General features: G+C 70.9%; 10 protein-coding genes. 5 read left to right on the top strand and 5 right to left on the bottom strand.

Going from position 1 to position 13,349, the window contains the following annotated elements; translation table 11 throughout:
• Window positions 1–78: 78 nt before the first annotated feature.
• Window positions 79–1,056, top strand: a complete 978-nt coding sequence (locus BLS97_RS21780) for a pirin family protein (protein WP_090482895.1) — start codon at window positions 79–81, stop codon at window positions 1,054–1,056.
• A gap of 239 nt (window positions 1,057–1,295) precedes the next feature.
• On the opposite strand, the gene glnA is transcribed toward BLS97_RS21780, so the two are convergent.
• A complete protein-coding gene (gene glnA / locus BLS97_RS21775) occupies window positions 1,296–2,717 on the bottom strand; it encodes a type I glutamate--ammonia ligase (RefSeq protein WP_090480531.1) in 1,422 nt (473 codons plus the stop codon).
• Window positions 2,718–2,934: 217 nt separating this feature from the next.
• On the opposite strand from glnA, the gene BLS97_RS21770 reads away from it, so the two are divergent.
• Window positions 2,935–3,342 carry an RDD family protein gene (locus BLS97_RS21770; RefSeq protein WP_090480529.1) on the top strand — a complete coding sequence of 136 codons (408 nt, stop codon included), beginning with the start codon at window positions 2,935–2,937 and terminating at the stop codon, window positions 3,340–3,342.
• Window positions 3,343–3,495: 153 nt separating this feature from the next.
• Here BLS97_RS21770 and BLS97_RS21765 read toward each other — a convergent pair whose 3' ends face one another.
• From BLS97_RS21765 to lipB, 4 genes are all read right to left on the bottom strand, one after another.
• Window positions 3,496–4,254 (bottom strand): DUF4191 domain-containing protein, encoded by a 759-nt coding sequence (locus BLS97_RS21765; RefSeq protein WP_090480526.1) that lies wholly within the window; start codon window positions 4,252–4,254, stop codon window positions 3,496–3,498.
• A gap of 77 nt (window positions 4,255–4,331) precedes the next feature.
• A complete protein-coding gene (lipA, locus tag BLS97_RS21760; RefSeq protein WP_090480523.1) occupies window positions 4,332–5,255 on the bottom strand; it encodes a lipoyl synthase in 924 nt (307 codons plus the stop codon).
• A 2-nt stretch (window positions 5,256–5,257) separates the two neighbouring features.
• Entirely contained in the window at window positions 5,258–6,229 is a 972-nt protein-coding gene (locus BLS97_RS21755) for a hypothetical protein (protein WP_157695615.1), read from the bottom strand.
• 130 nt (window positions 6,230–6,359) lie between these two features.
• Window positions 6,360–7,070 (bottom strand): lipoyl(octanoyl) transferase LipB, encoded by a 711-nt coding sequence (gene lipB / locus BLS97_RS21750; RefSeq protein WP_407938085.1) that lies wholly within the window; start codon window positions 7,068–7,070, stop codon window positions 6,360–6,362.
• Window positions 7,071–7,264: 194 nt separating this feature from the next.
• Here lipB and BLS97_RS21745 point away from each other — a divergent pair, with 194 nt between their 5' ends.
• The 3 genes from BLS97_RS21745 (at window position 7,265) to BLS97_RS24315 (ending at window position 13,316) form a co-directional block, all read left to right on the top strand.
• On the top strand, window positions 7,265–9,115 hold the full coding sequence (locus BLS97_RS21745) for a serine/threonine-protein kinase (RefSeq protein WP_090480515.1): 1,851 nt from the start codon (window positions 7,265–7,267) through the stop codon (window positions 9,113–9,115).
• Window positions 9,116–9,207: 92 nt separating this feature from the next.
• Window positions 9,208–10,353: an exonuclease SbcCD subunit D gene (locus BLS97_RS21740; RefSeq protein WP_090482892.1), complete on the top strand. Its 1,146-nt coding sequence runs from the start codon at window positions 9,208–9,210 to the stop codon at window positions 10,351–10,353.
• Entirely contained in the window at window positions 10,350–13,316 is a 2,967-nt protein-coding gene (locus BLS97_RS24315) for an AAA family ATPase (RefSeq protein ID WP_172832325.1), read from the top strand. Before BLS97_RS21740 ends, BLS97_RS24315 begins: the two co-directional genes overlap by 4 nt.
• Window positions 13,317–13,349 lie beyond the last annotated feature (33 nt).

The raw sequence follows: 13,349 nt of genomic DNA, 5'->3' as shown, positions 1-13,349 counted from the left end.
CTGCCCATTCAACCGGTTCCGCCGACTGCGTGAAGCCCTCGGGTGCGGGCGCCGACCTCGTTGGTGTCGAATGGACGGGTGAGCAATCTGGAATCCGATCCGCCGGAGATGCGCTGCCGTCCGGACGCAGCGCGTTCGGGCGACGTGGAGGTGCTGGTGCCCCGGGAGGTGCCGCTGGGCGGCCCGCGGGCGATGACGGTGCGGAGGACCCTCCCGCAGAAGCAGCGGTCGTTGATCGGTGCGTGGTGCTTCGTCGATCACTACGGACCGGACGACGTGTCCATGACCGGCGGGATGGACGTGGCGCCCCACCCGCACACCGGGCTCCAGACCGTGAGCTGGTTGTTCGCCGGCCAGGTGGAGCACCGGGACTCCGCGGGAGTGCACGCGCTGATCCGGCCGGGGGAGCTCAACCTCATGACGAGCGGCGCGGGTATTGCCCACTCCGAGGTCTCCACTTCGGAGACCTCGGCGCTGCACGGTGTTCAGCTGTGGGTGGCGTTGCCGGCGTCGGCACTGGGCGGACCACGGGATTTCCAGCATCATGTCCCCTCGGCCATCCCGGCCGGCGATGCTTCGGTCCGGGTGTTTCTGGGTGCCCTCGCCGGTTCCACGTCCCCCGTCACCACCTTCACGCCCCTGCTGGGCGCCGAGATCGTCCTGCCGCCCGGTGGATCGGTGCCGCTGGAGGTGGACGCCCGCTTCGAGCACGGAGTCTTGGTCGACACCGGTTCGATCATCGCGAGCGGCACCGAGCTCGCGCGAGCCGAACTCGGCTATCTGGGCCCGGGTCGGTCCGAGATCAGCCTGACGAATCCGGGATCCGGTGATGCGCGGGTGCTGCTGTTGGGCGGGCCGCCGTTCGGGGAGGACATCGTCATGTGGTGGAACTTCGTCGGCCGTACCCATGAGGACATCGTCGCGGCGCGGGAGGAGTGGGAGGCCGGGTCGGAGCGGTTCGGGGTCGTCAGCGGATACGTGGGGCGCCGGTCGCGTCTTCCGGCCCCCGGTCTGCCCGGCGGGCGGTTGCGGCCCAGGGCCCATCCGGATCGGTGACACCCGTCCCCGGCCCTGCATCCCGACCGTCGCGTGGGTGCGGCGTGGATCAACTTCGTCACTCTGGGACGGGAGTGGCAGGAGTGGTCAAGTTCGTGCATGCCTGAGAAGTTGATCCACGCCGGGTGCGGACGCCGCGGGGATGCGCAGCACCGGAGGCACGAGATTGCCGGAGACGCCCGAGGCCCCGACGCATTCGCGCCGGGGCCTCGGGAGTGCAGTCGATCAGGTGGTACCGATCAGATGTCGTAGTACATCGCAAACTCGTGCGGGTGCGGCCGCAGGCGGATCGCGTCGATCTCCTCGCGCTTGAGCTTGATCCACATGTCGATCAGGTCAGGCGTGAAGACGCCGCCTTCGAGCAGGTAGTCGTGATCCTCCTCGAGACGGTTGATCACCGCGTCCAGGGAGGACGGGACCTGCGGGATGTTCGCGGCCTCGTCCGGCGGCAGCTCGTAGAGGTCCTTGTCGACCGGAGCGGGCGGCTCGATCTTGTTCTTGATGCCGTCGAGGCCGGCCATCATCATGGCGGCGAAGGCCAGGTACGGGTTCGCCGACGGGTCGGGGCAGCGGAATTCCAGACGCTTGGCCTTGGCGTTGGTGCCGGTCAGTGGGATGCGGATACACGCCGAGCGGTTCCGGGCCGAGTAGACCAGGTTGACCGGAGCCTCGTAGCCCGGGACCAACCGGTGGTAGGAGTTCACCGTCGGGTTGGTGAAGGCCAGCAGCGACGGCGCGTGGTGCAGCAGACCGCCGATGTAGTAGCGGGCGATGTCCGAGAGCCCGCCGTAGCCGGCCTCGTCGTAGAACAGGGGCTTGCCGCCGGACCACAGCGACTGGTGCGCGTGCATGCCCGAGCCGTTGTCGCCGAACAGCGGCTTCGGCATGAAGGTCGCGGTCTTGCCGGCCTGCCAGGCGGTGTTCTTGATGATGTACTTGAACAGCATCACCTCGTCGGCCGAGGCCAGCAGGGTGTTGAACTTGTAGTTGATCTCGGCCTGGCCGCCGGTGCCGACCTCGTGGTGCCCGCGCTCGACGTCGAAGCCCATGGACAGCAGGTTCGCCGTCATGTCCTCGCGGAGATCGGCCTGGTGGTCGTACGGCGGAACCGGGAAGTAGCCGCCCTTGACACGGGTCTTGTAGCCCTTGTTCCCGCCCTCCTCCTCGCGGCCGGTGTTCCACCAGCCCTCCTCGGAGTCGACGTGGTAGAAGGAGCCGTTCATCGTGGTGTCGAAGCGCACCTCGTCGAAGATGTAGAACTCGGCCTCGGCCCCGAAGTAGCAGGTGTCGGCGATACCGGTGCTGGCCAGGTACTCCTCGGCCTTGCGGGCGACGTTGCGCGGGTCGCGCGAGTACGGCTGCAGGGTCAGCGGGTCGTGGACGAAGAAGTTGCAGGTCATCGTCTTCCGGCGGCGGAAGGGGTCGATCCGCGCCGTGGTGACGTCAGGGAGCAGAGTCATGTCCGACTCGTGGATCGACTGGAAGCCCTTGATGGACGAACCGTCGAAGGCCATTCCGGTGGCCAGCGAGTCGACCGAGACGGTCGCGGCCGGAACCGTCAGGTGGTTCATGAGGCCGGGCAGATCGCAGAAGCGGATGTCGAAGACCTCGACATCGTTGTCCTTGATGTAGGCGACCAGTTCTTCGGGGGTGGAGAACACTCACGCACTCCTTCGTATCGGGAACATGCTGCGCACTTCGGTGGCGGCAAACGTGCCTTCACCTTGACACAGTCGAAGCTAGGGAGGGGGTGTTGCCTTGCCGTCTCCGGCTTGTTTCGCAGGGGTTAACGCGCCTGTGGCGGTGGCCGGCCGGCCAGGTCGGGTGCCGAATGCGCCGGCGCGGGGAAGGGGTTCGCCAGCACCTACGCTGGTCGTCATGGATACCACACAGGGACAGGGCTACCCCGGCAGCCGGCTGGGTCTGCCCCGGAGCGGTGCCGGTTCGGTTGCCGGCATGGGCGTCCGGATCGGCGCCTTCGGCATCGATCTGATCGTGTCCGCCCTCATCGCGCTGTTGTTCACCCGGCCCGAGCTGCCCAGGAACTGGAGCCTGCTGGTCTGGTTCGCCCTCACCGTGGTGGCCGTCGGACTGTTCGGATCCACGCCGGGTCAGGTGGCCTGCGGACTGCGGGTGGCCCCGGTCGGGGGTCGCGCCCTGGTCGGCCTGTGGGCGATCCCGCGGACGGCCATGATCTTCGTCGTGGTGCCGCCCCTGCTGACCGATGCGGATGGGCGCGGTCTGCACGACCGTCTGTGCCGCACCGTCGTCGTCCGGACTCGCTGACGTCATCCGGACTCGCTGACGTCATCCGGACCGGCTGACGTCGTTCGGACCCGGGCGTCGTTCGGATCCGCGAACGCCCCGGCCCGGAAACGACGACAGCCACCCGATCCGCCGGGGCGGAGGGTGGCTGCCGGGTCGGACTCGAACCGCCGGTCAGCGGCGCCGGGCGGCGCGCTGCACGTTGCGGGTCTTGGCCCCGGCCGAAAGCGGGCCCTTGGGCATGCCCTGCTGACCGACGCGAGCACTGAGCGCACTGAGCCGGCCGTCGAGGTCGGAAACCTGGGCAACGGTGATGTTGCGGGGGAGCCGCATCAGTGACTGGTTCAGCTTCTTGAGCGGGGTCTGGCCCTCTTCGTTGCCGACGATGATGTCGTAGATCGGGGTGTCCCCGACGACCCGGGCGATCTTCTTCTTCTCCTGGGCCAGCAGCGGCTTCACCCGATGGGTGGCACCTTCGCCGATCAGGATGATCCCCGGGCGGCCGACCACGCGATGGACGGCGTCGAGATGGGAGGTACCGGCCACGGCCGGCGTGATCCGCCACTTGCCGCGGAGCTGGTTGTTCTGCAGCGACCAGGCGGCCGCGCCGGGCGTCCCGTCGGCCTGCTTGTAGACGTTGGACTGCACCCGCCGGGCGAAGAAGATCATCGCGATCATGGCGCCGATGATGAGGCCGAAGACCAGGCCGGCCCACCAGCTGGCCAACCACCAGCCCAGGAGGGTGAAGACGAGCGCGGACCCGACCAGGCACGCGATCATGTACGGCAGCAGTCGCTTGTCTTCCTTGCGCTGCATCTGGAACGCCTGCCAGATCTGGCCGCGGCGCTCCTTCTTACCGGCCCGGGAGGCGACCTTGGCGGCCTTCTTCTCCTCTTTCGACAGACTGGGGGAGGTGGAGGAGGTCTTGGCCATAACAGAAGGATACGACGGCCGGGCGGGTATTCAGAACGCCGCACACCCGTCGGTGTGCGGCGTTCTGATCTGCGAACTCAGTGAGCGGCCCGGGCCGATACTGCCTGCTTGTAGAGCGTTCCGGCGCGGTAGGACGAACGGACCAACGGACCGGACATCACCCCGGCGAACCCGATCTCCTCCGCTTCGGCCCGCAGTTCGACGAATTCGTCGGGTTTGACCCACCGGTCGATCGGGTGATGCCGCGGGGTGGGCCGCAGGTACTGGGTGATGGTGATCAGGTCGCAACCGGCCTCGTGTAGGTCACGCAGTGCCTGGGAGATCTCCTCGCGGGTCTCGCCCATCCCGAGGATCAGGTTCGACTTCGTCACCATGCCGGCCGACCGGCCCTGCGAGATCACGTCGAGTGACTTCTCGTAGGTGAACGCCGGCCGGATCCGCTTGAAGATCCGCGGAACCGTCTCCAGGTTGTGGGCGAAGACCTCCGGCCGGGCGTCGAAGACCTGCCCGAGCAGCTCCGGCCGCCCGGAGAAGTCCGGCGTGAGGATCTCGACCCCGGTGTTCGGGGCGAGTTCGTGCACCTTGCGCACCGTCTCGGCATACAGCCACGCTCCCTCGTCCGGGAGGTCGTCGCGAGTGACACCGGTGATGGTGGCGTAGCGCAGGTTCATGGTGGCGATCGACTCGGCGACCCGGCGTGGCTCGTCACGGTCCAGCGGGCCGGGCTTGCCCGTGTCGATCAGGCAGAAGTCGCACCGACGGGTGCACTGGTCGCCACCGATCAGGAAGGTCGCCTCGCGGTCTTCCCAGCATTCGTAGATGTTGGGGCAACCCGCCTCCTGGCACACCGTGTGCAGGCCCTCGCTCTTGACGAGGGACTGCAGCGCGGTGAACTCCGGGCCGGTGCGGAGTTTGGTCTTGATCCACTCGGGCTTGCGCTCGATCGGTACCGACGCGTTCCGCACCTCCAGACGCAACATCTTGCGTCCTTCGGGAGCCATGGTCACTTGGTGTTGCCGTCCTTGACCTCGTCGGCCTTGGTCTGTGCGGCCTGGGTGGCGGTGCGGGCGGCGTCGGCCACCTTCTCCTTGGCCGCTCCGGCGTCGGCCGCGGCGTCGTCGGCGGTCGCCTTCGCGCCGGAGACGGCGTCCTTGGCCACGTCGGTGACCTTGGCCGCGGCCTCCTTGGCCACATCGGTGACCTTGGCCGCGGTCTCCTTGGCCGTGTCCGCTGCCTTGGCGGCGGTGGTCTTGACGGCTTCGCCGGCCTTGGTGGCGGCCTCCTTCACCTCGGCCTTGACGTCGTCGATCTTGGACTCGGTCGTGGACTTCGGCGTGGCCGTCGGCGCCGGGGAGCTGTCCGGCGCGGGGTACGACGGCGCCTTCAGGGCCCGGGCGATGGCCACCCCACCGGCGGTGAGCGCGCCGAGCACGACGATCTTGCGAACCGGATGGCGCTTCTTCTGCCCCTTCTTCGCGCTCTTCGCCGCCTTGGTGGTCTTCTTGTCGACGCCGGCCGCGGCCGTGGCCAGGGCGGCGGCGGCCTTCGCGGCCTTGCCCGTCACCTTGGTCGCCCGCTCGGTGGCGGCCACGGTCACGTTGGATGCGGCGTCGGCGGCCTGGGCCCGGCCAAGGGCGGCGAGGGCGTTGGCCTTGGCCGCCGCCTTCCCCTTGCCGCGCTTGGCGGCCTTCTCGGCCTTCTTGGTGGCCTTGGCGCTGGCCTTCCGGGCGCGGCGGGACAGGTTCTGGGCGGAATCACCCAGCGACTGGGCCACCTTCTCGGCCACCGGTGCGGCCTTCGCGGCGAAATCATGAGCTGCGGTATTGGCCATGGCGGCGACCTTGCCGGCGACGTCGGCCGCCTGGTCGGCGACCTTCCCGGCCAGTTCCTGTGCCTGGTCCACGACCTTCTCCGCCACGTCGCCGGCCTTGACCGCGAGATCGTGGGTGGTGCTGCTTGTGGTGGACTTGCTCATCGTGAGCTCCTTGACTTCGGTCGGACTTGGCGTCTTGAGGTGCTTCGGGTGCGGGTCGGACGACATGGTGCTGACGTCTGACGGATCAGTGGCCATCCGCTGTTCATCCTGCCCGATTGTTCCGGTCGATCTACAGGACGGGGTCGAGGTGCCACGTTATGCCCGGGGGCACGGACCTCCGGTGCGGAAGTGACTCCAGGACCGCTGCACTGTCTGTGATCGGCAATTCCCCGTTCAACCCCTGTTCAAGCCGCCGTCGCACGGGCGGGATCGCCGTCTCGACGCCGACCGTGCGGCCGAACTCGGCGGACAGCGAGGTCACCCCGGCGTCACGGATCCCGCACGGCACGATGCGGTCGTACGCGGCCATGTCGGGATCGCAGTTGAGGGCGAAACCGTGGCTGGTGACCCCCTTGGCGATGCGGACGCCGATCGCCGCGATCTTGCGCTCCGGTCGGTGGTCGGCCGGCAACCAGACACCGCTGCGCCCGGCCACCCGTCCGGCGCCGGGGAGGCCGAGGTCCGCGCAGGCAGCGATGAGAACCTGCTCCAGTAGGCGGACGTACTGCACGACATCGATCGGATCGGCCAGACCGACCAGCGGGTAGCCGACCAGCTGGCCCGGTCCGTGCCAGGTGATCCGGCCGCCCCGGTCGACGTCGACGACCGGTGTCCCGTCGGTCGGTCGATCGCCCGGCTCGGTGCGACGACCGGCGGTGTAGACGGCCGGATGGGTGAGCAGCAGAACCGTGTCCGGCCCGCGCCCGGCGGCTCGGGCCTCGGCCAGGTCCCGCTGCCAGTCCCACGCCGCCTGGTAGTCGACCAGGCCGGCTTCGATCATCTGCACTGCCCCGTGTTCGGCGCGGACGGCTCTTCGGGGCGGGGTCCCAGCGGCCACCGGGACGCTCGGATCGGGCTGTCGCATGCGGCAACCGTACGCCCGGTGGCGGACCGGCAGGCGGGACCGCCGGCGGTCCGAGCCGCGTTGTGGACAACCCCGACCGGTCCGTGCCGCTTCGGCCTAGCCTGCTCGGCATGACCTTCGAGGTGGGGGATTACCGGGCCTTCGAGATGATCGGTGCGGGCGCATCCGCGCAGGTCTGGAGGGGTGCACACAAAGGTACCGGTGGTGCGGTGGCGCTCAAGGTGTTCCCCGCCGCCCACCTTCGGGCGGCTCGCCGTGAGGCGGCGCTGGCCGCGGCGGTCGATCATCCGCACGTGGTGCGGGTGATCGAGGTCATCGGTGACGCCGAACGATGTGCGCTGGTCACGGAGTACGCAGGCGGGGGCGACCTGGCCGGGCTGCTCGCGGCCCGCGGCCGGTTGACCGCGGGGGAGACCCTGACCGTCCTGCTGCCGGTCGCCGCGGTTCTCGCCACCGCCCACGAGCGCGACGTCGTACACGGTGACCTGTCGGCCGGAAACGTGGTGTTCGATGCGGCCGGACGGCCGTTGGTGGCCGATCTCGGTGCCGGCCGGGCCGGGGCGGAGGTCGGTCTCCCGGTCAGCGCCACCCCGGCCGATGCGGCGCCCGAACTGGCGCGGGGGGCGACCCCCAGCCCGGCGACGGACATGTTCTCGCTCGGCTCCCTGGCCCTGGCCTGTCTGACCGGGCATCACGCCTGGCCGGCCGACGATCTGCACGACGTACTGATCCAGGCCGCCGGGGGACAGTGGCCGGATCCAGGTGACGACGTCGCTCCGCCGGCCCTGACCGCCGTGATCCGGGCCCTGCTGGAACACGATCCCGAGCGCCGGCCCGGCGCGGCGGCGGTCGTCATGGACCTGCGGGGCGCCGGACGCCCGGCCCCGGTCGAGCTCGCCCAGCCCGCTTCGGTGGACGGGCCGGGAGCGATACCGGGTTCGGGACCGGCGGGGGCCGTCGTCGTCGACGTGCCCGGCTCGTCACCCCGTCACGGAGCGCCCGAGGTGGACCCGCCGTCGGATGGGCCCGACCGACGGTGTCCTGGGCCCGAGCACGATCGGGACCGATTGGTCCGGGAGCGAGCCATCACCAAGATCCGGGCCGACGCCGTTCCGCGTCCGGCCCCCGAATCCGACGCCGGCCGCCTGCGGCGGATGCTGACCCGGTGGCCGGTTGCGAACCGGATGCGACCCGGCGGTGCGGCCGGCCGGGCTCGACCGATACATCGGTCCCGAGCGATCCGGGTCGGTGTCATCGCCGCCGTGTGCGTGCTGGTCGCCTGCGCCGCTGCGGCCGGCGGCCTGTGGTGGGCGGGACTGGACCGCCGCGATCCCGCAGTCGCCACCCGGGGCGGGGCGCACGTGTCGGAAACGGCGGCGGTTGGCCCGTCCTCGGCTGTGGCCCCCGGTCCGTCGGCCGTCGTCCCGCCCCCGCGACCCGGATCCAGCGAACCGGCGGCCACCGAGGCTCTGGCCCGCTCGGCGCCGGCCGGTCCCACCCGAGCCACCACCTCCCGGACGGCGGCGCCCGCCCCGGCCCCGACCCCGCGGAGGGCCGCATCGCCGAGCACGTCGGCCGCCGGGCACGGGGTCGACTGGACCGCGACCGTGCAGAAGTTGGATGCCGACCGGGCGACGGCAGTGACCGCGCGGAGGGTCGGGCTGCTCGACGCGGTCTACACGGCCGGGTCGTCGGCCCGTGCGGCCGACGCCGGCATGATCGAGCGACTGATCGCCAGCCGGCTGCGGGTCAGCGGGGCCCAGCATCGGGTGGCGGCGACCAAGGTCGTCGGGACCTCGCCGATCCGGGTCCGGGTCAGCGACGCACTGCCGGCCTACTCGATCCTCGACGAGTCCGGGCAGGTGGTCGGACGAACCACGGCCCGCCCGGCCGCCGCCCGGGTGTTGGTGCTGGTGGCGACCCCGTCCGGCTATCGGATCAGTGCCGTCGAGTCCGGCTGAGCTGGTCGTTCGGGTGGTTGTGACCAACTGCCCGACCCCGGCCCGGCCCGGCCTTCGGGGCACTGTCGGTCCCCGCCCCTACGGTGATCTTCATGCGATTGCTGCACACCTCGGACTGGCACATCGGCCGGACCTTCCACGGGCAGGACCTGTTGGAGGATCAGGAGTCCGTGCTGTCCGCCCTGGCCGATCTGGTCGCCCAGCACCAGGTCGACGTGGTGATCGTGGCCGGCGATCTGTACGACCGCGCGGTGCCGTCATCGGAGGCGGTTCAGGTGGCCACCCGCGCCCTTCGCCGGATCCGCGACGCCGGTGCCGTGATCGTCGTCTCGTCGGGCAATCACGACTCGGCGCCCCGGCTGGGTGCGTTTTCCGATTTCCTGGCGGCCGGTGGCCTGCACCTGCGGACGTCGGTCGCCCGGCTGGCCGATCCGGTCCTGATCCCGCACCCCGACGGTGATGTCGCGGTCTACGCGCTGCCGTTCCTGGAACCGGAGCTCGCGCGGATCCCGCTCGGCGTGGACGGCCGCCCCGGCCATCAGGCGGTGGTCTCGGCGGCGATGGACCGAGTGCGCTCCGATCTCGCCGCTCGGCCGGCCGGTACCCGTTCGGTGGTCGCCGCCCACGCGTTCGTCGTCGGTGGCCGGGCCGGCGGGTCGGAACGGTCGATCGCCGTCGGTGGCGTGGAATCGGTGACGTCCGATGTGTTCGCCGGCATCGACTACGTCGCACTGGGGCACCTGCACGGCGCGCAGCAGATCGAGCCCCGCCTGCGTTACTCCGGCTCGCCGCTGCCGTACTCGTTCACCGAGGCCGGACACGAGAAGGGCGTCTGGCTGGTCGATCTGGCCGCCGACGGCTCGATCACCGACCGCTGGTTGCCGCTCCCCGTGGTGCGCCCGCTCGCCGTGGTCAGCGGGCGGCTGGCCGACGTGCTGCTCGAGCACCCGGACCTGGGCGACCACTACCTCTCGGTGGTGTTGACCGACCCGGTCCGCCCGCTGGAGCCGATGCGGCGACTGCGGGAGCGGTTCCCGCACGCCCTGACGGTCATCTGGGAACCGGCCGGCGATCGCCGGCCCGGACCCGTCCGGCCGGCGGCGTCGTCCACGCCCACCGACGCGGAGATCCTGGCCGAGTTCCTGATCGACTGCCGCGGATGCGCGGCGTCACCCACCGAGGCACAGCTGATCGACGCCGCGCTGAGCTCCGAACGAATCGCCGAGGTGGTGGCATGAGGCTCCATCGGTTGGCCCTGTCGGCGTTCGGGCCGTTCGCCGCCGAGATCGACATCGATCTCGACGAGCTGGGCGCCGACGGATTGTTCCTCCTGCACGGCGACACCGGCGCCGGCAAGACGACTTTGCTCGACGCGATCGCGTTCGCCCTGTACGGGCGGGTCCCGGGGGCCCGCAACGACGCCAAGCGGCTTCGTTGCGACCGAGCCGACGCAGCCCGGAAGACCTTCGTCCGGTTGGAGGCGACCCTCGGCGGCCACCGGGTGGAGATCGTCCGCAGCCCCAGTTACCTGCGGCCCAAGGCCAGGGGAGTGGGCACCACGGAGGAGAAGCATAAGGTGGCGCTCCGCTGGCTGGATGTGCCTCCGGAAGGGGCGAAGGCCGACGGCCTGACCAGGGCGGAGGAGGTCGGCCAGACGGTGATCGACCTGCTCGGCATGTCGGCCGATCAGTTCTTCCAGGTCGTGTTGCTGCCGCAGGGCGAGTTCGCGAAGTTCCTCCGGTCCGACACCGCCGAACGTGAGGTGCTGCTCGAGCGGCTGTTCGACACGGGCCGGTTCGGCACCATCGAGGACTGGTTCGCCGCGGCTCGCCGGGACTCGGCGAACTCGGTCCGGGACCAGAAGGTGATCCTCGGTCAGCTGACCGCACGGGTGGCCGAGGCGGCCGGCGTGCCGGTGGTCGACGAGGAGCTGTCGTCCGGGTGGCTGGCCGACATCCGGGACCGTCTGGCCGACCGGGCCGCCCTGGCCGAGGAGGACGCGGCCGACGCCGGCCTCGCCCGATCCGCCGCCGAGGTGTGCCTCGTGCAGGTCCGGACCTTGGCCGACCGGGTGAGCCGGCTGCGCGAACTGCAGCGGCGGCAGCGGGAACTCGACCGGGGCGCGTTGGACCGCGTGAACTGGCGGCGGGCGCTCACCGCCCACGCCGACGCCCAGCCGGTGGTGGCCGCGGCGGACGCGGCCGCGCGACTGCACCGTCGGTCGCAGGAACAGCACACGGCGGTCGACCGTCTGCGCGCAAACGCGGAACGGCTGGTCGCACCGGACGAGGACGTGCCGAAGGTGGCACGGGACCTGCGTGCCATGAGCGCGGCCGGTCGCGAGACGGCCGGCGCCCTGGCCGGACTGCTGGTGCAGGCGCGCGACCAGGACCGGGACGAGACGGCCCTGGCTGCGGCGTCGGCCACGGCTCGTCAGGTCGGCCGTCGACTAGGGGTTCTGGACGAGCGGTTGGCCCAGCTGCCGGCGCTGGTCGAACGGGCCTCGGTCCGGCTGGACGCCGCCCGTGACGCCGCTCGTGAGCTGGCCGTACTGGGCGAGCGGCAGCAGGACGCGGCAGCGGTGCGCTCGGCCGCCCGGCTGGTTCCGGTCCGCGTGGCGGAGAACGAGCAGGCCGTCGCCGTCGCCGCGGCCGCCGTCGATGCGCACCAGCGGGCGGTCGACCGTCGACAGGAGCTGGTGGAACTCCGGATCGCCGGCATGGCGGCGGAGCTCGCGCTTGGTCTGGATCCCGGGTGTGGGTGCCCGGTGTGCGGGTCGACCGAACATCCGCGGGTGGCGGTCTCCGCGGTCGGTGCCGTCACCAAGTCGCAGATCACGGACGCCGAGCGGGCCGAGCGTGTGGCCTTCGCGGCCCGTGAACGAGCCGCGAAGCAGCGCGAGTCGGCATCCCTGGCCGTCGCGGAGGCCCGGGCGGCGGCCCGCGGGCTCACCCTCGCACAGGCCGAACTCGAATGGGACGACGTCTCGGCGCTGGTCGCGGCGGTCACCGACCGCGCGGCCGATCTGGCGCCGGCCGAAGCCGCCCTGGCCGCGGTCCGGACGGAAGTGGACGCGATCGCGGACGAACGGGCCGAACTGGCCGATCGCCAGTCGACCGCCCTCGCCGAGGTCGAGTTGCTGCAGGCGACGGTGGCCGATCGGGCGGCCCGGCTGGCCCAGGGCCGGGCCGGATACCCGGATGTCGGGACCCGGCGCAATCACCTGTTGGAGCTGGCCTCCGCGTTCGATCGCCTGGCCGCTGCCATCGAGAAGCTGGACGCGGCGGAGCTCAGTCACGCCGAGGCGGCGACCGTCATGTCCGACGTGATCACGGCCTCGCCGTTTCCCGACCTGGAGGCGGCTCGGCAGGCGGCCGGCGTTGACCGGAGCGAACTCGGCGAGCGCCTGCGAGCGGCCGAGGACGAACTGACGGTGGTCACCGCTCTGCTGGCTGATCCGGACTTGGCCGGCGTCGACCCGGCCGTCGTTCCCGATGTCACCCAGGCCGAGACGGACGTCGAGGCGGCGCGCTCCCGGGCCGAGCGCGCCGTCGCCGCCGCCGCATCGTGTGCGGCCCGGCGCGACCAGGTCGCCGTGGCCGCTCGGCGTCTGCAGGCCGCGCAGCGCGCCCTGGAGCCGGTGCTCCGGGCCGACGCCGAGTTGTCGGCGCTGACCGACGTGATCCTGGGTAAGGGGCAGAACAGCCGCTCCATGTCGCTCCGGACCTATGTGTTGGCCGCCAAGCTCGCGCAGGTCGCTCTGTCGGCCGGACAGCGGCTCTCGGCGATGTCCAGCGGCCGGTACACGTTCGTCCAGTCCCAGGAGAAGGAATCCCGCGGCCGGTCAGGAGGTCTCGGCCTGGATATCTTCGACGCCTTCTCCGGTCTTGTCCGGCCGGCGAAGACGCTCTCCGGCGGCGAGTCCTTCCTGGCATCACTCGCCCTCGCCCTCGGCCTGGCCGACGTGGTAGCGGCCGAAGCCGGCGGCCGGCAGCTGGACACCATGTTCATCGACGAGGGGTTCGGCAGCCTCGATGCCGACACCCTGGACATGGTGATGGGCACCCTGGACGAGTTGCGGGCCGGAGGTCGCACGGTCGGCCTGGTGTCCCACGTGGACGAACTACGTCAACGGATCCCGTCCCGCTTGCGGATCCGGCGCACTCCGGCCGGCTCCGAACTGGAGATGTCCACCGGCTGATCGGTGCGTCCGGGTCGCGTCAGTCGGGCAAGA

This window comes from Nakamurella panacisegetis, from assembly GCF_900104535.1.
In the GTDB taxonomy this organism is placed as follows: Bacteria; Actinomycetota; Actinomycetes; order Mycobacteriales; family Nakamurellaceae; genus Nakamurella; species Nakamurella panacisegetis.
This window is presented reverse-complemented; position numbering and strand designations above follow the sequence as displayed.